This window comes from Terasakiella sediminum, from assembly GCF_033100395.1.
Lineage (GTDB): Bacteria > Pseudomonadota > Alphaproteobacteria > Rhodospirillales > Terasakiellaceae > Terasakiella.
The window spans coordinates 1-25,309 of the sequence record NZ_JAWLVJ010000018.1; the positions used below are offsets into that span (position 1 = coordinate 1).

General features: G+C 50.7%; 25 protein-coding genes, 1 other RNA gene and 1 pseudogene. 11 read left to right on the forward strand and 16 right to left on the reverse strand.

All coding sequences use genetic code 11. The features are described from left to right. Positions 1 to 523 (reverse strand): annotated as a pseudogene (locus tag RYZ26_RS13945) (NAD-glutamate dehydrogenase domain-containing protein); the annotation flags it as partial. Then, complete coding sequence (locus tag RYZ26_RS13950; RefSeq protein WP_465245937.1) at positions 447 to 2,222, reverse strand: hypothetical protein; 1,776 nt, start codon at positions 2,220 to 2,222, stop codon at positions 447 to 449. The pseudogene RYZ26_RS13945 and the gene RYZ26_RS13950, both read right to left, overlap by 77 nt. A gap of 295 nt (positions 2,223 to 2,517) precedes the next feature. On the opposite strand from RYZ26_RS13950, the gene RYZ26_RS13955 reads away from it, so the two are divergent. The 3 genes from RYZ26_RS13955 to RYZ26_RS13965 all read left to right on the forward strand — a co-directional run bounded on the left by RYZ26_RS13955 (position 2,518) and on the right by RYZ26_RS13965 (position 4,106). Then, the gene (locus tag RYZ26_RS13955; RefSeq protein WP_317683840.1) at positions 2,518 to 3,474 is read left to right on the forward strand and encodes a glycosyltransferase family 9 protein; all 957 of its coding nucleotides are present in this window, start codon (positions 2,518 to 2,520) and stop codon (positions 3,472 to 3,474) included. Then, complete coding sequence (locus RYZ26_RS13960) at positions 3,461 to 3,655, forward strand: hypothetical protein (RefSeq protein WP_317683841.1); 195 nt, start codon at positions 3,461 to 3,463, stop codon at positions 3,653 to 3,655. The genes RYZ26_RS13955 and RYZ26_RS13960 overlap by 14 nt, the downstream gene beginning before the upstream one ends. Before the next feature lie 145 nt (positions 3,656 to 3,800). Then, positions 3,801 to 4,106, forward strand: coding sequence for a hypothetical protein (locus RYZ26_RS13965; RefSeq protein WP_317683842.1), 306 nt, complete (start codon positions 3,801 to 3,803; stop codon positions 4,104 to 4,106). A gap of 226 nt (positions 4,107 to 4,332) precedes the next feature. Here RYZ26_RS13965 and RYZ26_RS13970 read toward each other — a convergent pair whose 3' ends face one another. Further along, complete coding sequence (locus RYZ26_RS13970; RefSeq protein WP_317683843.1) at positions 4,333 to 5,136, reverse strand: enoyl-CoA hydratase-related protein; 804 nt, start codon at positions 5,134 to 5,136, stop codon at positions 4,333 to 4,335. Positions 5,137 to 5,290: 154 nt separating this feature from the next. Next, positions 5,291 to 6,031, reverse strand: a complete 741-nt coding sequence (locus tag RYZ26_RS13975; protein ID WP_317683844.1) for an SDR family oxidoreductase — start codon at positions 6,029 to 6,031, stop codon at positions 5,291 to 5,293. A 124-nt stretch (positions 6,032 to 6,155) separates the two neighbouring features. On the opposite strand from RYZ26_RS13975, the gene RYZ26_RS13980 reads away from it, so the two are divergent. Together RYZ26_RS13980 and RYZ26_RS13985 are read left to right on the forward strand one after the other, a co-directional pair. Further along, on the forward strand, positions 6,156 to 6,749 hold the full coding sequence (locus RYZ26_RS13980; RefSeq protein ID WP_317683845.1) for a TetR/AcrR family transcriptional regulator: 594 nt from the start codon (positions 6,156 to 6,158) through the stop codon (positions 6,747 to 6,749). A 64-nt stretch (positions 6,750 to 6,813) separates the two neighbouring features. Then, positions 6,814 to 7,380 (forward strand): hypothetical protein, encoded by a 567-nt coding sequence (locus RYZ26_RS13985; protein WP_317683846.1) that lies wholly within the window; start codon positions 6,814 to 6,816, stop codon positions 7,378 to 7,380. Here RYZ26_RS13985 and RYZ26_RS13990 read toward each other — a convergent pair. The 3 genes from RYZ26_RS13990 to RYZ26_RS14000 form a co-directional block, all read right to left on the reverse strand. Beyond that, positions 7,377 to 8,045: a glutathione S-transferase family protein gene (locus RYZ26_RS13990; RefSeq protein ID WP_317683847.1), complete on the reverse strand. Its 669-nt coding sequence runs from the start codon at positions 8,043 to 8,045 to the stop codon at positions 7,377 to 7,379. The two genes, RYZ26_RS13985 and RYZ26_RS13990, sit on opposite strands and share 4 nt — an antisense overlap. 259 nt (positions 8,046 to 8,304) lie before the next feature. Next, positions 8,305 to 12,822, reverse strand: coding sequence for a glutamate synthase large subunit (gene gltB / locus RYZ26_RS13995; RefSeq protein ID WP_411576873.1), 4,518 nt, complete (start codon positions 12,820 to 12,822; stop codon positions 8,305 to 8,307). 18 nt (positions 12,823 to 12,840) lie between these two features. Beyond that, positions 12,841 to 14,280, reverse strand: a complete 1,440-nt coding sequence (locus RYZ26_RS14000; RefSeq protein ID WP_317683848.1) for an NAD(P)-dependent oxidoreductase — start codon at positions 14,278 to 14,280, stop codon at positions 12,841 to 12,843. 349 nt (positions 14,281 to 14,629) lie between these two features. Here RYZ26_RS14000 and RYZ26_RS14005 point away from each other — a divergent pair, with 349 nt between their 5' ends. After that, complete coding sequence (locus RYZ26_RS14005) at positions 14,630 to 15,430, forward strand: undecaprenyl-diphosphate phosphatase (protein WP_317683849.1); 801 nt, start codon at positions 14,630 to 14,632, stop codon at positions 15,428 to 15,430. A 97-nt stretch (positions 15,431 to 15,527) separates the two neighbouring features. Here the strand turns inward: RYZ26_RS14005 and RYZ26_RS14010 are convergent, their stop codons facing one another. After that, positions 15,528 to 15,830 (reverse strand): DUF1905 domain-containing protein, encoded by a 303-nt coding sequence (locus RYZ26_RS14010; protein WP_317683850.1) that lies wholly within the window; start codon positions 15,828 to 15,830, stop codon positions 15,528 to 15,530. Next, complete coding sequence (locus RYZ26_RS14015) at positions 15,827 to 16,255, reverse strand: acyl-CoA thioesterase (RefSeq protein WP_317683851.1); 429 nt, start codon at positions 16,253 to 16,255, stop codon at positions 15,827 to 15,829. The genes RYZ26_RS14010 and RYZ26_RS14015 overlap by 4 nt, the downstream gene beginning before the upstream one ends. Before the next feature lie 222 nt (positions 16,256 to 16,477). On the opposite strand from RYZ26_RS14015, the gene RYZ26_RS14020 reads away from it, so the two are divergent. Further along, entirely contained in the window at positions 16,478 to 17,884 is a 1,407-nt protein-coding gene (locus RYZ26_RS14020; RefSeq protein WP_317683852.1) for an NAD(P)H-dependent flavin oxidoreductase, read from the forward strand. Positions 17,885 to 18,021: 137 nt separating this feature from the next. Further along, positions 18,022 to 18,441, forward strand: a complete 420-nt coding sequence (irrA, locus tag RYZ26_RS14025) for an iron response transcriptional regulator IrrA (RefSeq protein ID WP_317683853.1) — start codon at positions 18,022 to 18,024, stop codon at positions 18,439 to 18,441. A 72-nt stretch (positions 18,442 to 18,513) separates the two neighbouring features. Here the strand turns inward: irrA and RYZ26_RS14030 are convergent, their stop codons facing one another. Then, positions 18,514 to 19,269, reverse strand: coding sequence for a tetratricopeptide repeat protein (locus tag RYZ26_RS14030; protein ID WP_317683854.1), 756 nt, complete (start codon positions 19,267 to 19,269; stop codon positions 18,514 to 18,516). A gap of 49 nt (positions 19,270 to 19,318) precedes the next feature. Between RYZ26_RS14030 and RYZ26_RS14035 the strand changes: the two genes are divergently transcribed. Beyond that, positions 19,319 to 20,176, forward strand: a complete 858-nt coding sequence (locus RYZ26_RS14035; RefSeq protein WP_317683855.1) for an SDR family oxidoreductase — start codon at positions 19,319 to 19,321, stop codon at positions 20,174 to 20,176. After that, on the forward strand, positions 20,173 to 20,799 hold the full coding sequence (locus RYZ26_RS14040; RefSeq protein ID WP_317683856.1) for a trimeric intracellular cation channel family protein: 627 nt from the start codon (positions 20,173 to 20,175) through the stop codon (positions 20,797 to 20,799). Before RYZ26_RS14035 ends, RYZ26_RS14040 begins: the two co-directional genes overlap by 4 nt. Here the strand turns inward: RYZ26_RS14040 and RYZ26_RS14045 are convergent. From RYZ26_RS14045 to ffs, 5 genes are all read right to left on the reverse strand, one after another. Further along, complete coding sequence (locus RYZ26_RS14045) at positions 20,796 to 21,218, reverse strand: GNAT family N-acetyltransferase (protein ID WP_317683857.1); 423 nt, start codon at positions 21,216 to 21,218, stop codon at positions 20,796 to 20,798. The genes RYZ26_RS14040 and RYZ26_RS14045 overlap by 4 nt on opposite strands. Continuing rightward, entirely contained in the window at positions 21,215 to 21,811 is a 597-nt protein-coding gene (recR, locus tag RYZ26_RS14050) for a recombination mediator RecR (RefSeq protein ID WP_317683858.1), read from the reverse strand. The genes RYZ26_RS14045 and recR overlap by 4 nt, the downstream gene beginning before the upstream one ends. A 66-nt stretch (positions 21,812 to 21,877) precedes the next feature. Beyond that, positions 21,878 to 22,201 carry a YbaB/EbfC family nucleoid-associated protein gene (locus RYZ26_RS14055; RefSeq protein ID WP_317683859.1) on the reverse strand — a complete coding sequence of 108 codons (324 nt, stop codon included), beginning with the start codon at positions 22,199 to 22,201 and terminating at the stop codon, positions 21,878 to 21,880. Positions 22,202 to 22,206: 5 nt separating this feature from the next. Beyond that, entirely contained in the window at positions 22,207 to 24,006 is a 1,800-nt protein-coding gene (locus RYZ26_RS14060; RefSeq protein WP_317683860.1) for a DNA polymerase III subunit gamma/tau, read from the reverse strand. 171 nt (positions 24,007 to 24,177) lie between these two features. Then, positions 24,178 to 24,278: signal recognition particle sRNA small type (gene ffs / locus RYZ26_RS14065), an RNA gene on the reverse strand. Positions 24,279 to 24,373: 95 nt separating this feature from the next. Between ffs and RYZ26_RS14070 the strand changes: the two genes are divergently transcribed. Beyond that, positions 24,374 to 24,712: a hypothetical protein gene (locus tag RYZ26_RS14070; RefSeq protein ID WP_317683861.1), complete on the forward strand. Its 339-nt coding sequence runs from the start codon at positions 24,374 to 24,376 to the stop codon at positions 24,710 to 24,712. On the opposite strand, the gene RYZ26_RS14075 is transcribed toward RYZ26_RS14070, so the two are convergent. Then, a complete protein-coding gene (locus RYZ26_RS14075) occupies positions 24,713 to 25,273 on the reverse strand; it encodes a cupredoxin domain-containing protein (RefSeq protein WP_317683862.1) in 561 nt (186 codons plus the stop codon). Positions 25,274 to 25,309: the final 36 nt, after the last annotated feature.

Here is a 25,309-nt window from a genome sequence, read left to right on the forward strand (position 1 = left end):
AGCTTTGCGAGAAGGTGATATTGGCCTGGCGCAGATATTTACAAAGGGCGCGCAGCAACATCACCGGCCAGGGCTTGATGCCTGCCTGAATGACCAGACGGTTAAACCCGTCATTCTCCACAACCCCGTTCCAGACTTGACGGAAGGTTTCCTGAAAACTTTCACGAATGGCAGACAGATCAATCCCGTCACCTGTGGCTGTCACCAACCCAAAGTCATGGATCATAATGAGATCGACATCGGCATTTTCCGGCCGGATGGGATAAGGATGTTCATCCATCACCCGCAAGCCCATATTCTCCAGCATCGGCAGAACATGGGATAGCGGCACCGCACCACTGGGGTGGTACAGCTTGAAACGCACCACATTTTCAGAAGCTTCGATGGGGCGGTACAAGCTCAGCTGAAGTTCCCCGGTACGAACAACCTCATCCAGCTTGGCAATGTCAGAAACCGCAATCGCTGCGTTGTTGCCTTCGATATAGCCGGATGGAAAAGCGTTTGCATAGCGCCGGAACNTCATCCAGCTTGGCAATGTCAGAAACCGCAATCGCTGCGTTGTTGCCTTCGATATAGCCGGATGGAAAAGCGTTTGCATAGCGCCGGAACTGCTCCAGCCCCTTTTCCTCACCATTACTTGTGACCAACTGGTCCCGCAACTGATCCGACCAATTACGCGCCGCTTCGATTAGGAGGGTTTCAATTTCAAAGATATCGACGTTCTTTTTGCGTTTGCCGGGTGTTGAGACAATTACATGCAGGCGTGCTAGCGGGGCATCGCCGATTTGTGTGTAGAATGCCAGCACTTCGCCATTGTAGGCCTGTTCCAGAATACCCTGCATGGTGCGGCGCAGGCGGGTGGTCAGGCTGTCACGCGGGATATAGATCAGGCAGGAGACAAAGCGGGAGAAATCATCTTCGCGGATGAATAGCGCCACGCGCTGACGTTCCTGCAGATGTAGGATGCCCATGCACATATCAAAGAGGGCTTCATCACTGATCTGGAAAAGTTCATCACGCGGGAAGGTGTCAACAATATGGGCAAGTGCTTTGCGATTATGGCTGCCCGGTGCGAAACCTGCATGTTCCATAATCTTTGCACATTTCAGACGCATCAACGGAATGTCACGTGGCGCACGGCTGTAAGCGGCCGAGGTAAAGAGGCCGATAAAGATACGCTGGCCGATTGTTTTACCTTTGGCGCCATAGCGTTTGACGCAGATGACATCCATATAGACCGGACGGTGAACCGTGGATTTGAAGGATGATTTCACCACCATCAGCGGTTCAGCATCTTCAACGAACTTACCTTTGTCAGAAGCCGGGCTGGTCGCCAGTGAACAAATCTCATCTAAAATTTCAGACTTGGGCGTACTTAAAATACCAAGCGCACTGTCGGCAACGGGGACAACCGACTTTCCTTTCAGGTCAAAATCACATGCCCCCAACAGGGTGAAGTGATCATCATGAATCCACTGCATGAAATCACAGACTTCAATGGCGTCTTTGGATTTGGGCGCGGGTTGTTTTTTAGCCAGTTCGTTGACTGTGTTCTGGGCAAGTGTACGCATGTCCATCCAGTCACGCACTGCGGCGTTGCCATCTTCCAGGCAAAGGTTCAGACGTTCAATCAGTTCGTTTAATTGATCACCGCTGGATTGACGGTTCACCAGAAACAGCATGTAAGATTCTGCCTGACAACTGTCACCCCAAGATTTTGGGGCCTTTTGACCTTCATCCAGCGTATCCACCAAACGGCCTTTCTCATCGCGGCACAGTTTGATAACCGGGTGAATGGTCAGATAGATGGTCATATCCTGTTCGACCAGTTCTGATGCGATGGAATCCACCAGGAAGGGACGATCCGGTGTGCAGACTTCAACAACGGTATGGTCAGATTGCCAACCGTGTTCTTCAAGGTTGGGGTTGTAGACCCGAACCAGACTTTCCCCCTCGTTACGTTTTGCGGCAAACCGCCAGAACGCGAGGGCTGAGCCATAAATTTCTTCTTCCGCACGATTGATTAAATCCTGCGGGGGTACTTTTGCAAAAAACTGTTTGACGAATTTTTCTGCACTAGGCGCATCGGCCTTTGGCAAACGCTCGTTAATTAACTTAGCAACGCGTTTGATCAGATCAGCTTTTTGCTGTTCTGATTTCGAAAGCATTTTATTCATGCCTATCATCCCTGTTTCGCCCCAATTTTTGGGGTCGTTAACCATGAGGAAATTTTCTCCTCTCTAAAATGGTGAGGAGAAATTGCCTAACATTCAAGTAAATACACGCATTTTGTTGAAATATAGTAAAGATTCTGGTCTTACCACTTTTTTGGGGGAGGGAAATACCGTATTTCTACTTAATTCAGGAAAAAGACCCAGACGTCGAAATCCCTTATGCCTAAGACAGGAACGAATCGGTTTTCATGGCTGATAAACTCCTGAAATATGCAGTAGCCATCGACCCTGTTTCCAAGTATTGTCGCGGCAAAATTTCTTGTGAGCTTAAACTGAAAATTTGATGCGTATTCTGTTCATCACATCAACGCGAATTGGCGATGCGGTCTTATCGACCGGGATTTTGGATCATCTGATCAAAACCCACCCGAACGCCAAATTCACCATTGCCTGTGGACCCGTGGCAGCGCCCTTGTTTGAAGCGACCCCGCAGGTTGAACGCATCCATATCATGACCAAGAAAAAACGATCTATGCATTGGATCGATCTGTGGAAGGCTTGTGGCTTTACCTGGTGGTATCGCGTGATTGACCTTAGGAACGGTCCCATCACCTATCTGTTCCCGACGTTTCGCGGGCGTCATCTGCATCATGATGACAAATCCCTGCACCGCGTTGAGCTGTTTTCAAAGCTGATGAAACTGGAAGAGTCCAAAGGGCCCGTTCTTTGGACCAATGACAAGCATGAAAATGCTGCGGATGAACTGTTGCCAAAGGGCGAGAAGATCCTCGCCATCGGCCCAACAGCCAACTGGCATGGCAAGACCTGGCGCGCGGAATATTTTCTGGAACTGGCTTTACGTTTAACGTCCGAGGATGGACCTTTTCCCAAGGCGAAGATTGCTTTGTTTGGTCACATATCGGAACGTGAACCGGCAAAATTTCTGATCGATAATTTGCCCGAAGATCAGAAGATCGACCTGATCGGTGAACTTGACCTGCCAACCGTTTTTGCCTGTATCAAACGCTGCCAGTTCTATGTAGGTAATGACAGCGGGTTGATGCATATGGCGTGCGCGAGCGGCATCCCGACCCTGGGGCTGTTTGGCCCGACACAGGAAAAGCTCTATGCGCCCTGGGGGGAGCATTGTGCCACGGTACGTACCAAAATTCCGTTTCTTGATCTCTTTTGTGAAAATTTCGATCATGAAAAAACCGACAGTTTGTTGGACAGTCTGAGCGTGGATATGGCATATGAAGGGGCATGCCAGTTGTGGGACAAAGTAAATGATCGACCTTAAAGCCAAATTTGACGAATTTTCCAGCAGCATTCAGTTCCAGGATTTCTCACTGGAAATGATCCTTCTGCTTGGTCTGGGCAGCAGCATCTTCCTCCTGCTGTTACTTAAAGGTGCCTTCATCAGTTTCAGACGCACCGATGAGCGCGTCGCAAAAGAATTTGATCCCGAAGAAGAGGATTAAAAAAAGGGCGGGTATAGTACCATTCCATTTTCCAGACGCAGGAAGTTTTTAAATGGTGCTTCAATTATAGAATCTAGTTTGACGAGCCAATCGTACTACAATATCTTAGGTATACCCAAAGGTTGTTTTTAAAGGTCGTTTATCGTTGGAAAACGCATCAGATGATGATGAGGTAAAAACTGTTTCGCCAGAACGTGTAGAAGCAGCAAAACGAGGCATTTTGTATGTTTTGGGTCATTATGCTACTTTTTTAATTGCCTCGGTTTTAGGAGTTTTCCCTGCGTATCTTTTTAACGTGTTTTTTCAAGAAACCCGAGAGTTAACCTTTGCTACATATATCGTTTACTTTATATCTTCTGCTTTAATATTTATGCCTATTGATTACTGGTTGTTGTCTAAAGCAGAAGGCAGTCATGATGATCAAAAATCAACACAGCTTGAAAAAGAGTGAGTTTTAATTTTTTTTACCCATTAGGCTTATCTGTACAGATTGAAAACATTTAGGAATGTTGATTAAGACAGTAATTCTATCTTGGTTCATATCAGTAAGATGTCGATAGGTATTCTAAAAATCGCGCAGGAAAAAAGGAAACAGAATAAGCTGCTTCCTCTACAAAATTCCCGCACATATGGAAAATGGGACGGTTTAGAACCAGCCCCTTTATTTGTGTGATAGCTTAACGCTTCATCATCTCAATCATTTTTTCCACCGCGACCATATGTTCATCTGAATTGTGACACATGCCCTGGAAACAGGCGCAGAGATCAAGGAAGTCCGGCAGTTCCATACGTTGCCCCATCTTCATCAGACGTTTGGTAAAGCGCAGAGCCTGTGGTGGTTTGGCAGCCATTTGTTTGGCAAGGTCTTGTGCGCGTTCCATCAATTGATCCGGTTTCACCACATCCAGCACAACGCCGATTTCTTTGGCCTCAGCTGCCCCGATCACGCGCCCAGTAAAGGTCAGTTCCGCTGCTTTCTGGTATCCGATCAGGCGTTGCAGAAAGTATGCGCCACCATCACCCGGGATGATGCCCAGATTGACAAAGGTCTCCCCGAACTTGGCTTTGGATGAGGCAATGCGGATATCGCACATGTTCGCCACATCAAATCCCGCCCCCACAGCCGGGCCATTCACAGCAGCGATGATCGGGACCTCGCATTTGTTGATGGCAAGCGGGATGCGTTGAATGCCCTGGCGGTATCGGGTCTGGACTTCTTCCACATCGCCTGCAAAATCGCCTGCACGGTCCTGCATATCCTTGACGTTGCCGCCTGCACTGAAGGCGGCCCCATCGCCCGTCATGATCAGAACGCTGACGTCATCCTTGGCCTTATTTACCCAGTTGATGGTGTCGATAATATCGTCGATCAGGGCGGTGCCTGTCAGGGCATTTCGCACATCGTTGCGCATAAAGGTCAGGGTCGCGACTTTATTGTCCAGCGTCAGATCAGCATCTGAAAGGGTGGGCAGGTCGATCATGTGGGGGCTCCGATTCAAAAAAAATGCGGACACATTCTAGGGGGAAATGTCCGCATTTGAGTTTACTTACACCTCTAGGGAGTGCAAGGATCTTTCACATGATCTTTATACATAATGTTCGGGTTTCGAACATGATAAGAATTGTAAAGAAATGTTATGCAGGTAGCATTTCGCCAGCCTGTTTCTCTACAGCTTTTGGATCAGCGGAAAGACCGGCTTGCATTTCAAGGGCAACCGGGTCGGGGAAGACGTCTTCAACGCCATTTTCAACACCATCAAAGACTGCCTGAACAACGGCAGAAGGCGCGGTTTTATCCATGGGGAAGTCAGCCGCCATGTCTGTATCGACGGGCCCCGGATAAACGCCAGTGACTTGTGTGTTCTGTGCGGCGAGTTCAGCACGGATGCCTTGCGTTAGGGAATGAACCGCGGCTTTTGATGCGCTATAGGTACCGAGTACTGGGAAGTTCACGATTGAGGCAACAGAGGCCAGGTTCACAATCGCACCGCCACCATTGTTTTTAAGGGTCGGTGCAAAGGCACGCACCATGTTGAGGACACCAAAATAGTTGGTTTCCATTTCAGCGCGGGCAGACGAGATATCGTTTGCGGCAAGCAGGCCTGTGAAACCTGCGATCCCTGCGTTGTTGATCAATAGTTCGACATCTGTCAGGTCTTTTGCGATCTGGTTGATGTTGTCTTCGTTGGTGACATCCAGCTGAACGGCGATGACTTTGCCGTCAGCTTCTTCAACCAGGTCTTTCAACTGATCTGTGTTGCGTGCGGTTGCATAGACTTTGGTTGCGCCTGCCTTGATCAATTCCTGAACAAATGCACGGCCGATACCGCGGTTGGCGCCTGTGACGAGAGCTGTCTTATTTTGAATCTTACTCATGATATTTCCTGTTATTGGAGGGGGAAGATAATTAAATACCGATTGGTATTAAAATACGCGCTTGTTTCTGTCTGTCAAGCTGTTAAAATACCGATCGGTACTTTTTATTGCTTGGATAAAGAAAATGGCACGCGGACGCCCCCGTAAAATTGATCCGGAAATCGTTTTGGATAAAGCGATGTATGTGTTCTGGGAACGTGGATTTGAAGCCACATCGATGAATGACATTTCGGCAGAAACTGGTATGGCAAAGCCTGGGCTTTACGCAAATTTTGGCGATAAGGAACAGCTCTATTGTGCCACGCTGAAACATTATAACGCGAAATTCGGCTCCCAACCCGCCCGGGCACTGATGGCTGGTAAAGGCAGTCTGCGCGGAAGTCTTGAGTTGTTTTTGAAAACCACAGCGGATTTCGTTTTGGATTCTAAGCAACCCGGCGGGTGTTTTGTGGTGAACAACAATGTGGAATGCGCCAACAGCCATCCTGCAATCACCGAGATTAATCAGGATTTTGACGAACAATTGCGTGGTGTTTTTATCGAGCGTTTTGAGAAAGCAAAGGCAGATGGGGACCTTCCACAAGAGGCTGATATTTCCAGAACTGTTGACTTTTTCATCGGTCAAACGGTGGCTTTGGGGGTATTGGCAAAGCGCGGCTATGACAAAAAAGCCCTCTATAATCTGATTGAAATCGCCCTTTCCACATTACCGAAATGAGTGGGTTGACAGGCAAGTTCAAATATTGATATTAATAATCATTATCAATTGAGGAGCTTATCCTATGAAACCGACAACCTATTTTGATCCGGTCCAAACCTATGGATCAGCCAATGATACGACAGACCTTTGTCTTCTTGGGATTCTCTTTAATGATGCGCGCACGATCAAGGGATTGATTGCCGCTGTGCGCCAATTGGGTACCCAAAGCTGGCACCCCACTGCAGATGTAATTTCCATTGCCTTGGAACGACTGATCAAGGTCGGTCATGTGGTGAGCCTGCAGGCGGGGAACGACACCTATTATTCGATCACGGGGCACGGGATTAAGCAATTCTTTGTCTTGATGAAACGTCCATTGGGTTCCGGGTCCATGACGACGCAGAACACACTGGCGTTAAAATCCGCTTTTTTGGAAATCATCCCGACCAGAGTGCAGCGTCAAACCATTCAGGAACTGATCGATTATTATTCTTGCAAACTGAATTGCCTGAAAAAAGATTGCGAGAATTGTTTCTTTTACACGACCCGTCAGAAATTAAGTCAGGACCAGCAGATTAATGAGATCAGAACGGAATTGAATTGGCTGCAGGGATTAACGCATCAGTTGCCTAGTCAGAGCGCGCACTAAAAGTCCAAATCCGTGTAATGGCGTGCCGGCTGCAGGCCGGAGACTGTGTCTTTCAGAATTTCGCGCATGGAAGGGCGTGATTTAAAGCGCGCGTACCAATCGTGCGCACCGGGATGATCTGCCCAGGGAACGTCACCCAGGTAATCGACTGCAGAGATATGGGCCGCTGCCGTTATATCGGCCAAGGATAACTCACTACCTGCCAGCCAGTTACGTTGTTCAGTCAGGTAAGCGATATAATCCAGATGGTAGCGGATGTTCTGCTTGCCTGCGCGAATGGCGGTGGAATTGGGCGTGGCTTTACCGAAGAAGCGTTTCTGGATTTTTTCGCCTACCAGATTCTTGGTGACTTCCTGTCCAAATTTGCGGTCAAACCAGGCCATCAGGCGGCGTACTTCGGCGCGCATTTCAGCGGTATTTCCCAAGAAGTTGGTCTCTGGATAAACTTCTTCGAGATATTCGCAAATGGTGTGTTCATCCCACAGGGGCTTGCCTTCCGGTTCTACAAGGACGGGGACCTCACAGGCCGGGTTGAGCGCAAGGAAAGTTTCCCGGCGTTCCCAGATGGGTTCAATCTGGCAGGTGAAATCGAGCTTCTTTTCTGCAAGAAGCAATCTGATTTTCCGACTGGCCGGATCAAAGGGGAGGTGATAAAGGCGTCTCATGGCGTCCCGATAGAAAGGATAATGCACTGCACAAGAGCATCAGATAGCCTGTTTTGGCACATTTGAAAAGACAAAAAAAAGAGCGGAAAGTTCAAAAACTTTCCGCCCAAGTCTTGGTTAGGGATGAATACCGTTGCAGGTATTCAAGGGATTGAATGATCGTCCCTGATCAAACAATCCCGACAAACAAGTCACGAGAGACTGTAACTTGCTTTTCGGATGCCCCGCCTCGATCAACTCAGAACAGGGCAAATTCCTTTTAGGCAGACTTCTTGGCAGCCACTTCGTTGGTGACCGGAATCTCAAGCTTGTCGAGCATTTCCTTCGGTACAACCTGCCAGATCTTGCCTTTCTCCATTTCCCAATCCTGCAACAGGGTCTGGGCGAATTGAGAATGTGTTTCTTTCACGTGTTCCTTGATCAGACCTTTGAGCAGGTCTTCATAATGGTCAACTTCAACACGTTGCCAGACGACGTTTTCAGGGTTCACACGGTGTTCGAATGTACCGTCCACGTCATAGACAAAGGCCATGCCGCCTGTGAAACCAGCACCGAAGTTGGCACCGACATCACCCAGAACAACAACCGTACCGCCCGTCATATACTCACAACCGTTGGACCCGATGCCTTCGACAACTGCTGTCGCACCAGAGTTACGAACCGCAAAACGTTCACCACCCTGGCCGGATGCAAACAGCTTACCCGCTGTGGCACCATAGAGGCATGTGTTACCGACAATGGTGTTTTCGTTGGATTTCAGCGGGCTGGAAACCATTGGGCGAACCACGATGGTACCACCGGACAGACCTTTACCGACATAATCGTTGGCATCGCCAAAGATTTCCAGTTTCAGACCCTGTACGATAAAGGCACCCAAAGAGTTACCAGCAGAACCACGCATACGAACGGTGAGGTGATCCGGCTCCAGACCTGTCATCCCGTACTGACGGGTGATGATGGAGCTGGTGGACGTCCCCACAGAACGGTGTGTGTTTTTAACTGTGTAGAACAGTTGCATCTTCTCACCACCGTGCAGCGCGTTTTTCGCATCTTTGATGATTTGCGCATCCAGCGTATCCGGCACAGGGTTACGTTCTGTCAGTGTGCAGAAACGTGGTGTATCGCCTGTATCGGCTTGGGCCAGAAGCGGGTTCAAATCAAGGTCATCAAGGTTTTCACGACCACGGCCAACCTGTGTTAACAGGTCACAACGACCGATGACGTCTTCGAGTTTTTCATAACCGAGAGAAGCCAGAATTTCTGTGACTTCTTCCGCGATGAAGGTGAAGAGGTTCACAACCTTGGCCGCAGAACCTGTGAATTTCTTGCGCAGATCAGGATCTTGCGTACAGACACCCACCGGACATGTGTTGGAGTGACACTGACGCACCATGATACAACCCATGGCGATCAGGGACGTTGTCCCGATGCCGAATTCTTCAGCACCCAGCATGGCAGCGATGACAACATCACGACCTGTGCGGAAACCACCGTCTGTGCGTAGCTTGATGCGGTGACGCAGTTTGTTGAGTGTCAGAACCTGGTTAACTTCGGACAGACCCATTTCCCATGGCAGACCCGCATATTTGATGGAGGATTGAGGCGATGCCCCTGTCCCGCCGTCATAGCCGGAAATATGGATGGTATCTGCACCAGCTTTTGCAACACCTGCCGCAATCGTCCCGACACCGGAACGGGCAACGAGTTTCACACAAACGCGCGCATCCGGGTTGATCTGCTTGAGGTCATAGATCAGCTGAGCCAGATCCTCAATGGAATAAATGTCGTGGTGCGGTGGTGGTGAAATCAGGGTCACGCCTGGTGTGGAGTGACGCAGCTTGGCGATCTCAAGGGTAACCTTGAAGCCTGGCAGCTGACCACCTTCACCCGGTTTTGCACCTTGGGCGACTTTAATTTCAAGTTCCTGACAGTTGTTCAGATATTCCGCTGTCACACCGAAACGACCAGACGCAACCTGCTTGACGGCAGAATTGGCATTGTCACCGTTCTTGCGTGGTTTGAAACGTTCGCGATCTTCCCCACCTTCACCGGAGTTGGATTTCGCACCGATGCGGTTCATGGCAATCGCCAGTGTTTCGTGGGCTTCACGAGACAGCGCACCCACAGAAATCGCTGGCGCACAGAGGCGACGACGGATTTCAGTGATGGATTCCACTTTATCGATGGAGATCGCATCACGATCTGAGGCGAAGTCCAGCAGATCGCGCAGCATCATGGGTTTGCGGTTGTTTACGCCATCGGCATATTCACGGTATTTGGAATAGCTTTCTGTCGCAACCGCATCCTGCAGCTTGTGGATCAGCAATGGATCATGTGCGTGACGTTCGCCATTTGCACGGTAGCGGTAGAAACCGCCCTGTGCCAGTGGCTTGTCTTCTTCAAAGGCGCGATCATGCATTTCCATGATCTTGTCCTGCAGACCTTTCAGACCAATACCGGAGATACGTGACTGCATGCCCGGGAAGAATTCTGCAACAACAGAACGCGACAGACCCACAGATTCAAACGCATAGCCACCACGGTAGGAGCTGATAACACCGATACCCATTTTGGACATGGTTTTCAAAAGGCCTTTGTTGATGCCTTTTTTGTAGTTTTCAACAGCTGTTTCGAAACTGATGTCACCGTAGATGCCGCGGGCATGTTGTTCAGCAATGGCTTCTTCCGTCATATAGGCGTTAACGGTTGTTGCACCCACACCGATCAGAACGGCGTAATATTGAACGTCCAGTGCTTCCGCAGAACGCACGTTCAGCGATGTGAAGGTACGCAGTTGCTGGCGAACCAGATAGCTGTGAACCGCACCAGCGGCCAAAATCATCGGGATCGGGGCTTTGGCTTTGGAAATATGTTCATCCGTCAGAACGATATGTTTCTTACCACCGCGAACAGACATTTCTGCTTCGTGACGGATACGTTCGATGGACTCACGCAGTGTTTCTTTTTCTGGCTGGAAGGTACAATCCAGTTCAACCACATCATCCGCGAGATATTTCTTCAGCGCGTGGAATTCAGTTGAATTCAAAACAGGTGTTTCAAGCTGAACCACTTCGCACTGATCCGGACCTTCATCCAGAACGTTGCCGAGGTTCGACAAACGGGTGCGCAAAGACATCACACGTGTTTCACGCAATGAGTCAATCGGCGGGTTGGTTACTTGCGAGAAGGCCTGACGGAAGAAGTGGTGCAGACCACGGTACTGATCAGACAGAACAGCCTGTGGGGTATCGTCACCCATGGACCCTGTTGCTTCCTGGCCTGTTTCAACAAGCGGACGCAGGATCAGTTCCATATCTTCTTCGGTAAAGCCAAACAGCTGTTGCTGGCGGCGCAGTTCTTCCACAGGGGGGTTAACCGGCTTTGGCGCATCGGCTTTAAGGATTTCGTCAACCTTGACGATGTTTTTCACCCATTCGCCATATGGTTTGCGCTCAGCCGTCCAGTCTTTCAGTTCTTTATCGTGGAAGAACTGACCTTCGCGCAGATCAACACCGATCATGCCGCCTGGGCGTACGTGACCTTTTTCAACGACTTTGCTTTCGTCGATTTCTGACATACCAGTTTCAGAACCAACCAGCAGAATGCCGTCACCTGTGATGGTGTAACGCAAGGGGCGCAGACCGTTACGGTCCAGACCAGCCACAATCCAGCGACCATCTGTCCCACAGATCGCAGCCGGGCCATCCCATGGCTCCATCACAGAGTTGGAATAGGCAAACAGGTCTTCATGCGGCTTTGGCATTAGTGCGTTTTGACCGATGGATTCTGGAACCATCAAAGCTTTAACAGCCGGGGCCGGACGACCGGCACGCACCAGAACTTCCCAAACGGCATCCAATGCAGCGGAGTCAGAAGCCCCGTTCGGGATCAGCGGTTTGATATCTTCGATATTGCCGCCAAAGACCGGGGACGCCATGCATGTTTCATGGGCTTTGGTCCAGTTGATGTTCCCTGTAACCGTGTTGATCTCACCGTTGTGGGCGATCATACGGAAAGGCTGGGCCAGCTTCCATTCCGGGAAGGTGTTTGTGGAATAACGCTGGTGATAGATCGCAAAGTTTGAAACGAACAGCTCGTCATTCAGGTCTGGGTAGAATTCTGTGATTTCGCCGGCCATGAACATCCCTTTATAGATGACAGAACGACAAGACAGAGAACAGAAATAGAATTCAGTCAGATTTTCAGACAGACACTGGTTTTCAATACGACGGCGAATGACATAGAGGTCATTTTCAAACTCGTCGTTTGTTTTATGCAGCGTGTTGGCAATCATGATCTGTTCGATTTCCGGGCGCGTCGCGTTGGCTTTTTCACCAATCACTTCGATATTTACCGGAACCTGACGCCAGCCATAGATGCGGTAACCGAATTTCAGAACTTCAGCTTCCACGATACAGCGGCAACGTTCCTGTGCACCGAAATCTGTTTTTGGCAGGAAGACCTGACCAACCGCAATGGCGTTTTCTTCCGGTTCGTGACCTGTGCGACGGATGTGACGCTTGAAGAATTCCTGCGGGATTTGCACGTGGATACCGGCGCCGTCCCCTGTTTTGCCGTCGGCGTCTACCGCACCACGGTGATCAAGGGCGCGTGTCGCCTGGAACGCGTGTCGCAAAACTTCACGGTTTGGCTTACCATCGATGGAAGCCACAAGGCCGACACCACAGTTGTCACGTTCCAGGTTTGGATCGTACATGCCATTTTCAGCCAGGAACTGTGCGGCTTTTTGATAGTCTGATACGTAATTATTAGTCATTTTTATACTCATGCCCCCTTATTCAGCAGCGACGCCTGCGCGCAGCTGTGCACGGAGGTATTTATGAATTTCATCGGATGCTTCGCGTGCATCATTGATACAGCTGACGACCAGTGACGCACCGCGTTCAATATCACCTGCGGCAAAAACGCCGTCCAGGTTGGTCATCCATGTGTCTTCATCCACTTCAACTGTGCCCCAGCGGCTGACAGCCAGATCTGGTTCACCAAACAGTGTTGGAATGTCTTCTGGCTCGAAACCAAGCGCTTCGATCACGATATCGCAATCAAGCTCAAACTCAGAACCTTCGATCTCTTTGACGCTCTGACGGCCAGACCCATCCGGAACGCCCAGGTGCATTGAAATAGCTTCCAGCTTCTGAACCTTGCCCAGACCTTTAAAGGATTTTGGCGCTGACAGCCATTGGAAGTCCACACCTTCGCCTTCAGCATTTTTTACTTCCTGCTGAGAACCCGGCATGTTGGCACGGTCACGACGATAGAGACATTTAACAGATTTCGCACCTTGGCGGATGGATGTGCGCACACAGTCCATGGCCGTGTCACCACCGCCGATAACCACAACGTTTTTGCCTTCTGCATTCAGCGTGCCGTTATCAAAAGCTTCTACGTCATCGCCGAAGCCTTTTTTGTTACTTGCGGTCAGGAAATACATGGCCGGGAAGATGTTTTCCAGGTCTGATCCCGGAACATCCAGTTTGCGACCCGCATAGACACCTGTACAGATGATGACAGCGTCATGCTTTTCACGCAGTTCTTTAAGCGTTGCATCTTTGCCCACTTCGAAGTTCAGGTGGAACTGAACGCCACCGTCTTCCAGAAGCTTGTGACGACGCTCAACGATATCTTTTTCCAGCTTGAAGCCCGGGATACCATAAACCAGCAGGCCGCCGACACGGTCGCTGCGCTCATAAACATGGACTTCATAGCCTTTGCGACGCAGACGGTCAGCAGCAGCGATACCTGCTGGGCCGGAACCGATGATGCCAACGCTTTGGCCCAGTTCAGCCAGCGGCTGTGGTGGTTTCACCCAACCCTGATCCCAGGCGTTGTCGGTGATGAATTTTTCGATAGACCCGATGGTCACAGCGTTATGTTCGGACTGTTCCAGAACACAGAGGCCTTCACACAAACGGTCTTGCGGACAGATACGGCCACAGATTTCCGGCAGTGTGTTTGTTTCCTGAGATACCTGATAGGCATCTTCCAGACGGCCCGCAGCCACAAGGCGCAGCCAGTCAGGGATGTTGTTGCTTACAGGACAGGCAACGGAACAATAAGGAATGCCACATTGTTCACAACGTGACGCTTGTTCTTGTGCTTTCTCAATGGTGAAGCGCGCGTAAATTTCGTTGAAGTCTTCTTTGCGCTCTTCGGCAGTGCGTTTGTCGGGGTAGTCCTGCCCGATATTGACGAACTGCATCATTTTCTCAGCCATCTTTGTCTCTCCAATCCCTCTTTATTAAAAGAGTAACTTTTATTCTTAAGAGCCGGAGCGCTATATTTTGAAGCGCATCACAGCAGCGCGCCTTTCCCCATGAAAGGTGCGGTGAGGTTGATATGAGGGATTACGACGCAGAAATCAAGGAAAAAACGATAATTAGGTCAACTAAGCTGACCTATATTGAAAAAAACTTGAGGGAACAGAGGTTTTCGGCGGGGCGGTTTTTGTGTGCGACTGCGGAAACTAGTACCGAAAATGTACTATTTTAACTTTTGGGCCTCGAATCCTATCGTGTTATACAGAATGCAATTAAGAAATACAGTCTCACAGGGATTTCAAAAACGTGACTGAGCTCCATATTCTCGTCCTCGCACTCGTTCAGGGGATCACCGAATTTCTACCTATCAGTTCTTCCGGCCACCTCGTCCTCGTCCCCGTCTTTGGTGGATGGGAAGATCAGGGCCTGTTGATGGATGTGGCGGTTCATGTGGGCACGCTTGGCGCAGTCATGATCTATTTCTGGCGCGACCTCTGGAACATGTTTCGCGGTATCCTGCGTTTCACCAAAGGCAAACGCGACCCCGGTGCCAAACTTGCCGCCCTCGTGGTGCTTGGCACATTACCCGTGATTGCAGCCGGGTACTTTCTTAATAAGTATATCGGCCCGGAATTGCGCACGGTCGAAGTCATCGGCTGGACCACGCTGGGTTTTGGCTTTCTCTTATATATGTCCGACAAAATGGGCCTGACCATCCGCCGGGTTGAACATACCGGGATTATGGATGCCCTCATCATCGGTTGTGCCCAATGCCTCGCGCTCATTCCGGGAACGTCGCGCTCCGGCATCACCATCACGGCCGCGCGCTTCTTGGGATATGAAAGACTGGACGCCGCCCGCTTCTCCATGCTTCTCTCCATCCCCGCGATTTTGGGTGCCGGAACTTTGAAGGGGCTGGAGCTTTATGAAGCCGGAAACGTGCAGCTTACGAATGATGCCATGAGTGCAGCGGGCCTGGCTTTCGTCGCGGCTTTCATTGCGATTGCCATCATGATGGCGTGGCTGAAGCGTGCTTCGTTTACACCGTTCTTTATCTACAGATTGGTGCTCGGCGGTGGGCTTTTGTACTACGCTTATTATATGTAACTTCGTCATGCCGCGCTTGTTGCGGCATAATGGGGGAAGCCAGAGCTCCTGCCATTTCCCATTGTCCCGCAACTCGTGCGGGATGACGGTGTTTTGTTTAGTCGACCACCCGGACAGTCACCCTCACCATATCTCCCGCATCAATCTTTTCCTTCTTCCTGACATCCGCTTTGATCGGCAGTAAATAACTGTCCGACTCTTTAGAGGGAAAGACCGAGGTTTTCCACACGGTCTCGCCAATCGTCACGGAAACCCGCACGCTGCCGAAACCAGCTTTTCTCTCCCGTGTGAAACTGATCTGTGCCGCATCGTCCACAGGAAGTGTCACAAAATACCATGCCGCTTTTTCGGATTGCCATCGCCAGAGTTCAGCATCAAAGGTGAAGTTGAGATCGATCATTTGAGGTAGGTTTCAAGTTTGTCTTTCAGGTCAGCAGGCAAGGGCAGGGAGGTTTCATTTTTGGTATCCGCCCAGACCAGCACATTTTCAATGGTAGAAAAACAGGTGCCGTTGGTAAAGAGCCCTTGTTCCAGAACGACAGAGGAATTTCCGATGCGGCGCACGACGGTGCCGATCTTCACTGTGCCTGGATAATAAGCGGCAGCGAGGAAATTGACGGTCAGTTTGGCGATGACCCAACCGACGCCCGAACCGGACGTGCAGCCTGGGTCGAGATGTTCCAGAAAATCGACCCGGCCGCTTTCGGAATAGGTTGCGAATTTGACGTTGTTGACGTGATTGAGACGATCCAGATCGGCAAAGCGGATAACCTCGTCGGTCCAATAGGGGAAGGTCTCCGGATTTGTCAGGTCGATTTCAGTCATTGTTGGGTATCCTACATGTTTCATTTGAAATCTTTTTAGCAGATAGTGCGCTTAAGTGTATAGGTTCCAAAAAAGAGGGCTAAGATATTTTGAAACTTGGTTTCTCGAAAAAACTGACCAAATTGTACATTATTAGTGCGTTTTGTGGCTGGTCAAACCAGACGTTTTGAGCTAGTGTCCGGCCAAACGATTTCAATTTCATGACAACGCCGGAGACGAGACGTGAAGTCTATTAAACCTGTAATCATTTCTGGACGCGAAGTTCACCCTATTATCGAGGGGGGCAAAGGTGTCGCAGTCTCTAACGGGCGCAGCGCTGGCGCGTTTGCCGCAGCCGGCTGCGTTGGGACATTCTCCGGTGTGAACGCTGACTCTTACGATGACGCAGGCAACCCGATCCCGCAGGTTTATAAATCCAAAACCCGTAAAGAACGTTTTGAAGAACTGATCGCCTATGCCATCGAAGGCGGCATCGCTCAGGCGCGCATCGCCCATGAAGGATCCAACGGTCAGGGCCGTATCCACATGAATACCCTGTGGGAAGCTGGCGGGACCGAACGTATCATCCATGGTGTGCTTGAAGGCGCCAAGGGTCTGATCCACGGTGTAACCTGTGGGGCAGGGATGCCATATAAAATGGCCGAACTGGCATCAGCCTATAATGTCTATTATTACCCGATTGTGTCTTCCATGCGTGCGTTCCGCGCGCTGTGGAAGCGTTCATATTCCAAACATGCTGATCTCCTGGGTGGTGTGGTTTATGAAGATCCATGGAAAGCGGGTGGCCACAACGGTCTGTCAAATGCAGAACGTCATGATGAACCACAGGATCCATACCCACGGGTGGCTGAAATCCGTAAATTCATGAATTCCGTTGGTCTGAACGATGTGCCTGTGATTATGGCCGGTGGTGTCTGGTATCTGCGTGACTGGGAACAGTGGCTGGATAATCCAGAGATTGGCCCGGTGGCTTTCCAGTATGGGTCGCGTCCATTGCTGACACAGGAAAGCCCGATCCCGGATACATGGAAACAACGCCTGTTGAACCTGGTTGAAGGTGATGTGACGCTGAATAAATACAGCCCGACAGGGTTCTATTCTTCCCAGCTGAACAACGACTTCCTGAAAGAACTGGGCGAGCGCGCAGGTCGTCAGGTTCCGTTCTCCCGCAAGGCAACCGAAGAGCTGACAGGTGAAGTCAAAGTGGGTGCACGCGGTCGTTCCATCTTTGTGCCTGCTGATAAACAGGCAGATGTGGAAGGCTGGATTGGCGCAGGCTATACAGAAGGCATGCGTACACCGGACGACACCATGATCTTTGTCACCCCTGATCGTGCGCAGGAGATTCTGGCGGATCAGGCAGGCTGCATGGGCTGTCTGTCACAATGTGCCTTCTCTAATTGGGCAGATAACGAAGAAAATACAACGGGCCGTCTGGCGGACCCACGTTCGTTCTGTATCCAGAAAACACTGCAGGATATTGCCCATGGCGGGTCGGTTGAAAACAACCTGGCTTTCGCAGGACACAACGCTTTCAAGTTTGCAGGTGATCCACTTTTCCAATCTGGTCGTGAAGGCAAATTCCCAACTGTGGCACAATTGGTTGAGCAGATTTTGACGGGTGACTGAAGAAAAATCGCCAAAGTTTGACCTAAGTCAATTTTAATTATAGGGTTTTCTGACATATTCAGCGCAAAGTTTAAACGTTCTAATTAAAAACTAATCAAACGCTTCGTTGAATAAATGCTTGTAGTTAGGTGACCCAAATGGAAAAAGTACGCCCTTTCAGCCACGCACTGGACCGCTTACGCGATGCTGGCCTTCGTCCCACACGCCAACGTCTGGCGCTTGCGAAACTGTTGTTTGATGATTGCGATCGTCACATTACAGCCGAACAGCTCCATTCAGAAGCACTGGCTGGTAACATCCGTGTTTCTCTGGCAACTGTTTACAACACGCTGCATCAGTTTACTGCTGCGGGTCTGCTGCGCGAAATCGTTGTAGATGCGGGTCGTTCTTACTTTGATACAAACACAACAATCCATCATCATTTCTTTGATGAAAGCACTGGGATGTTGTCGGATGTTCCGGAAGGTCAGTTGCAGGTGAGCGGCATGCCAACACCACCAACTGGATCGGAAATTGAAAGTGTTAACGTCGTGGTGCGTATTCGCGCTGCGTCATAATTCGATCGAGCTGTCTCTTTCGAATTATAAAGCCGGGTTCTGGGGGGGATCCGGCTTTTTTCTTTTTTTGGGTTATTCGCTCTTGGGCGTGACTTCCATGCGCTGCAGGTTCAGCCGCGCGGTTTCTGCCGTGTCGCTTAATGGGTCAATCCCGATCACATCCAGCCAGTCGGTGCGGGCTTTTTCATCGCTGCCTTCGATGCGATAAAGCATCCCGCGTTCCAGCAGGGCTTCGGGGTGACTGGGATCAAGCGCGACAGCCTTTTTGATATCGCTCATGGCCTGATCAAATTTTTCTGTCAGGCGATAAATGGTGCCGCGAAAGATCAGCGCATCCACATTCAGATCATCCAAAGCAAGTGCCTTATCCAGATCACGTAAGGCATCGTCAAAGGCGTTTTGTGCACTGCGCATCTGAGCGCGATCCACATAAAAGTCAGCAACCGTTCCATCCAGGTCAATGGCCGTAGTCAGCACAGCACGGGCGCGATCAACCTCGTTTGCTAAAAACCAGCCTTGCGCGGCCTGGGCGAGAATCTGGGCTTTAAATTCTTTGGGTTTACGTGAAATATCAGCGAGCTTTTCCAGACGATCTGCGCCTGTGGCATAGCGTTTCATATTGATAAGGGCGGTTGCGATGCAATGTTCTGCTGCTTCTCCGCCGCCATAACTTTTCCAGGCCAGGCCCGCGTCAAAGGCTTCATCCGGAGCTTCGCGCACCAACGTCATGCAGGCTTCATACTGGTGCGCATGGTTGATGGTTTTGGCTTCCAGCACAGAAGGGGTGGTTAAAAGTGCAATTGCGACTAGAAATCCCTGACGTTTCACCTTAAATCCTTTAGACTCAATAGATATTTAATTTTGGGCGTTTGGGTAGATGAACACACTCTTTGTTTTTGGTCTAGGATATTCCGCATCTTTTTTCGCAAAGCAGGCGCTGGCCAAAGGCTGGCGGGTGACGGGCACCATGCGTGAAGTTCAGCAGATCGATGGGATCGAGGTTTTTTCCTTTGATGGGGAAAAACATTTTGAAGATTTCGCAGGGCGTCTGAAAGACGTCACCCATGTGCTGCACTCCATCCCGCCCCACAAAGAAACAGGCGATTGTGTTTATAATCTGCATCGAAAACACCTGGCCCGTCTGGAGAATCTGAAATGGATGGGTTATCTGTCCACCACCGGGGTCTATGGCAATGCCGATGGCGCGATGGTCGATGAAGATCATGAACGCAATCCTGGCAGTGCCCGATCGTGTGCCAGAAAAGCGGCTGAAGATGGCTGGCTGGGGACAGGCCTGCCCGTGCATCTGTTCCGTCTGGCCGGTATCTATGGGCCGGGCAGTTCCATGTTTGATCAGATCAGAAAAGGCCGCGCGCGTGCCATTGATAAACCGGGGCATGTGTTCTCGCGTATTCACCGTGAAGACATCGCGGGTGTGCTTTGGGCATCGATTAACAAGCCCAATCCACCCAGGGCCTATAACGTCTGTGACGATGATCCGTGTGAACCGATCCGCGTTCTGGAATATGCCAGCCAGCTGATGGGGCGCGATATGCCTGTTGTGAAAAGCTTTGAAGAAGCCGCAAAAGAAATGTCACCCATGGCCTTGACGTTCTGGCAGGACAACAAGCGCGTGGATAACAGCCGGATGAAGAATGAGTTGGGCTATCAGTTAAAATACCCGACCTTCAAAGCCGGGCTTGATGCCATCTGGGCAGAGGAAGAAGGCGCATGACCATGGATGCGATCTATATTCTTGGCATGATGGGGACGGCTGTTTTTGCCCTGTCTGGTGCCATGGCAGCGGCCCGTCAGGAACTTGATATTTTTGGTTTCATCATTGTTGCCCTTGCCCCGGCCATTGGTGGCGGTACCGTGCGCGATTTGTTGCTGAATGCAGACGGTGTTTTCTGGATGAAGGATTTGAATTACATCTACGTCTGTATCGCAGTCGCTGTGGTGTCATTTTTCCAAGTACACAGACTGGATGGTAAACGTTATCAGTTGCTCACCTGGGCAGATGCGTTTGGACTGGCGCTCTTTACAGTTGCTGGAACGCAGGCTGCGGTGACCTATGACCTCCATCCGGTCACCTGCGTTATTATGGGCATGATCACGGGCACCTTTGGCGGCATGATCCGCGACATTATCTGTAACGAAGTACCGTTTTTGCTGCAAAAAGAAATCTATGCCTTGGCGGCCATTGCGGGCAGTTGCGCTTACTTGTTGTTGATTGAACTGGGGCTGGATGAACAAGGGGCCATGACCATCGGCATTGCGACAACGTTCGTGGTGCGTGGTCTTGCAATTGCACTGCGTTGGAGCCTGCCGCAATATCGCCCGAAGAAATCAGATTAGGTTTGGTTCAGGTCGATTTTGGCCTTGATATAGGGGAGGTGCTTTTTAAAAAAGCGCTCCCCCCATGCGGAAAATCCGTTCTTCTGATAAAAGCCAAGCGCTTCTTCACGCGCATCGCACCATAGTGTCTTGTAAGACGTGTGGCGCAAGTGATCCTGCATGCCCTGCAACATCTTGCTGCCGATCCCTTGGCTTTGATATGCAGGCAGGATGGCAAATTTGCGCAGTCTGATTTTGTCCACACCATCGGGGAAGAGGGAGGCAACAGCGATGAGTTGGCCGCCAACCAATCCGCCAAAATGAAGGGCTGTGTCGTCTTCTGACAACATGCAGGCTTCAATGGGAAGGTCCGGCCACAAGACCTGATGACGGATGTCATAGGTGTCTTGTGCGTTTATTTTCTGAAAGGAAAAGCTCATTCCATTGGTTTGCGTGCAGAAAGGGCCGCACTTAGGGTGCCATCATCCAGATAATCCAGTTCGCCGCCTACAGGGACGCCATGGGCAAGGCCGGAAATGGTGACGTCGCAATTTTCCAGACAGTCTGCGATATAATGGGCGGTGGTTTGGCCGTCCACGGTTGCGCTGGTCGCCAGGATAACTTCTTTGATCTCCGGCTGTTCGGCCCGGTTGACCAAGGTATCGATCTTCAGGTCTTCCGGTCCAATACCATCAAGGGCAGAAAGGGTGCCGCCCAGCACGTGATAGCGCCCTTTATAGGTATTGGATCGTTCCAACGCCCAGAGGTCGGAGACATCTTGCACCACACAGATGGTGCTGTCGTCACGTTTGGGGTCCGTGCAGATGGTGCAGGGATCAAGTGCATCCAGATTGCCGCAAATCGAACAGGTCTTCACATTCTGATCCACGCGCGTCAGTGCCTGGGTCAGGGGTGTCATCAAAACCTCTTTCTTTTTCACCAGATGCAGGGCCGCTCTGCGTGCAGAGCGCGGACCCAGACCTGGCAGCTTGGAAAGAAGCTGGATCAGTTGTTCGATTTCCGGTGCAGCCAAGAAACTGTATTCCGCTTTGGTGCGGAATCTCCTTTAAAAGATCCCGGCCTTCGCCGGGACACACAATTAAAATGGCAGGGACATACCAGGGGGCAGTTGCATGCCGCCTGTGATTTCGCTCATGCGTTTGTTGACCTCGGCTTCCATTTTGGATTTTGCATCTGCCATCGCTGCAACGATCAGGTCTTCCAGAACTTCTTTATCTTCCGGATCAACAAGCGATGGATCAATGTCGATTTTCTTGAGATCAGCTTTACCTGAAATCACAACATTCACCATGCCGCCACCAGATGTGCCATAGATTTCCAGTTCATTCAGGCCGTCCTGAAATTCCTGCATCTTGGATTGCATCTTCTGCGCTTGTTGCATCATTTTAGCCATGTTTTTCATGGGACTTACTCTTCTCCGTCATTATGGTCGGGATCACCGGGTGTTGCTTCGATCTGAATGGCAGCGTCCGTTTGATCCAGTTTGATTTCATGTACTTTTTCAACAACACTTCCGGGGAAACTGGTGAGAATTTCGTTCACCAGCGGGTGTTGGGAAACTTCCTGTTTGCGTTTGGCAACTTCTTCATCGCGCACCTGGGCAAGAGTAATGTCCCCGGCAGCGTGGCGCGAGACACCAACCGCCCAGGTGCGATTGGTGTGGGTATCCAGAAACTTTTTGAGGTTCCCTGCCAATGTGTCAGGCGCATGGTCACCGGGGCGAAATTCGATCTTGCCCGGTTCGAACGAGACCAGATGCAGGTTATGCATCAGGTTTGTTTTCAGGACGATGTCGCGTTTTTCGTCTGTCAGATCGACGACTTCTTTAAAAGTCTGCGGGTCGGCCTTGATTTCCTGTTGGGTCTGGACCTGCACGTTGGGCTGGGTCAGCCCGCCATTGACCACGCGCATGGCCGTTGGCGCGCTATTGGGCACGTTACCCCCGCCGCCCATGGTCGGGGCACCGACGGCCTGCGCCATCTGACCACCGCCACCACCGGATGGCACACTACCGCCCGGACCGCCCGAAGGCGCAGGCGGGTTGTTCTGCATCATCTTGATGGCGTCTTCCGGTGTCGGCATATCGGCCACATAACACAGGCGGATAATGACCATCTCGGCAGCTTGCTGCGGATGCGGTGCGTTGCGCACTTCGCCCAGACCTTTCATCAAAATCTGATAAGCACGCGCCAGTACGGACATGGCGAGTGTGTCTGACATTTCCTTGCCGCGCACTCGCTCCATTTCTGAAACAACAGCATTTTGCGCTGCATCCGGCACGACCTTAACCCGGGTCAGCCAGTGCGTCAGTTCCAGCAGGTCCTGCAGGACCACACTGGGGTCTGCCCCTGCGGCATAAAGGGTATCCATGACGGCGAGGGCTGCGGCCGCATCACCTTTCATGATGGCATCAAACAGGTCAAACGTGCGGCCACGGTCGGCCAGACCCAACATATCGCGCACCTGTTCTTCGCCCACTTCACCATGGCAATGGGCAATGGCCTGATCCAGCAGGCTGAGACCGTCACGCACAGACCCGTCTGCGGCACGTGCAATCATAGCAAGTGCACTGTCATCAACCTTGGCACCTTCTTTTTGCGCCACGTTGTTGAAGTGACTGGCCAGAAGGTCCTGATCAATGCGACGTAGATCAAAACGTTGGCAGCGTGACAGCACGGTCACAGGGACTTTACGAATTTCGGTCGTTGCGAAAATGAATTTCACGTGTGCAGGCGGTTCTTCCAGTGTTTTCAACAGCGCGTTAAACGCACCTTTGGACAGCATGTGCACTTCGTCAATGATGTAGATTTTATAGCGTGCAGACGTTGGGCGATAGCGCACCGATTCGATCACTTCACGGATGTCATCCACACCGGTTCTGGATGCCGCATCCATTTCGATCACATCAACATGACGGTCCTGGGCGATGGCGACACATTGTTCACAGACACCACAGGGCGTGATGGTTTCTGTACCCTGACCGTCTTCGCCTACACAGTTGAGTGCACGCGCCACCAGACGGGCTGTTGTTGTCTTACCGACACCTCGGACTCCGGTCAGCATAAAGGCTTGCGCCAGACGGCCGGATTCAATGGCGTTGGAAAGGGTGCGAACCATGGCATCCTGACCGATGAGTTCTTCAAAGGTCGAGGGACGGTATTTTCGGGCGAGGACGCGATAAGCGCCTTGATCTTCGGTGTCGGTCATGCTGGCCAAATGTGATTAGAATCTTGTTGGTCACAAGTTAGCAGGGCTGAGCGCGACATGCCAGTGGGGATGTGAAAAAAGAAGGGGGAGATTGTGCCTGGCTGGGAGGCATTACCTTTCGGCCAAGCTGCGCATGGCCTTTCGGTTTTCGATCAAACTGCGTTTGATCTTAGGTGAGAGGTTGAATACGACCCGAGCCGGTAAACTCGTTACGGCTGCTTCCTTCCGGACCTGACCGGGTTGGCGAGGAGCTCGTCCGCACCAACCTCTCAAGTGCGTCTTCTATACCTTGAAGACGTTGACTTCAAGGGAAAAGTGACCGTAGCATAACGAAGAAAAAGAAATCCAAATCAAGGATACCTAAAAAATGGTTGATGCCGTCGAAATCTATATCTGTAAAAAAGGTCAGAAAGTCGAAGAAGGACAGATGGTTATGTCCAATGATATCGACTGTAAGGAAGCGGCCGAAGAAGATGCCATCAAACGCTGTAAGGTCGTGACTTCCATTGAACGTATCGTCTATTATGATGTGTCCATGGGCGGCTTTAAAGTGCTTTATTCCTACACCAATCCCAACTGCAAGGAAATGAAGGGTGCAGGTCAGCGTCGCACGGGCGGCGGTGGGCCGATGCCTAAGAAAAAGAAAAAAGCCCCGGCTAAAAAGCAAGGGCTTTGGCAAAAGGTCAAAAAGACGTTTGGCGGCTGACTATTTTACAATAAAGACACCAAATGTGCCATTAATTGTGCCGAACCCCCAAGGGGCGAAGTGCCAGCGATCTGCCATGAATCCAGGTGACGCGTCTTCAAATTCGTATTTGCCTTCTTTGACAGGGACGAACTTAAGGGTCCGTTCGCCTTTGGCAGGAACGACAAAAGAAACCAGAAGCGGTTTTTGCATGCCGGATGCATCATCAATATCGGTGTTTTTAGCGCTGAGTTTCAGGACGCTGGAACTTTCGAAGAAATCGACCGCACGAAAAGAGATGGCTTCTGCATCCTTGTTGACGATTTTCAGTTTGTACGGCGTTTCGCGTTTCAGATGAACCACCATAGGGGTGAATTCACGTTCTTCAACGTTAAGCGTGATCTCTCTGGCCGCGTCCCAGTTGGCTTTGGCGGCGATTTCACCTGATGCGTCTTCATAAGAGGTGCTGCCGTCAAAAAGGCCTATGTTGATAATGGGGGAAGGGCCAGTTGTGATATCAAGATTAGCACAGGCACTGAGCCCGAGTGCTGCAACAATAGCCACCCCAAAACGAAATTTCATAATCTTTGCCCTAATCCCTTGTTCGCGCACATAAAC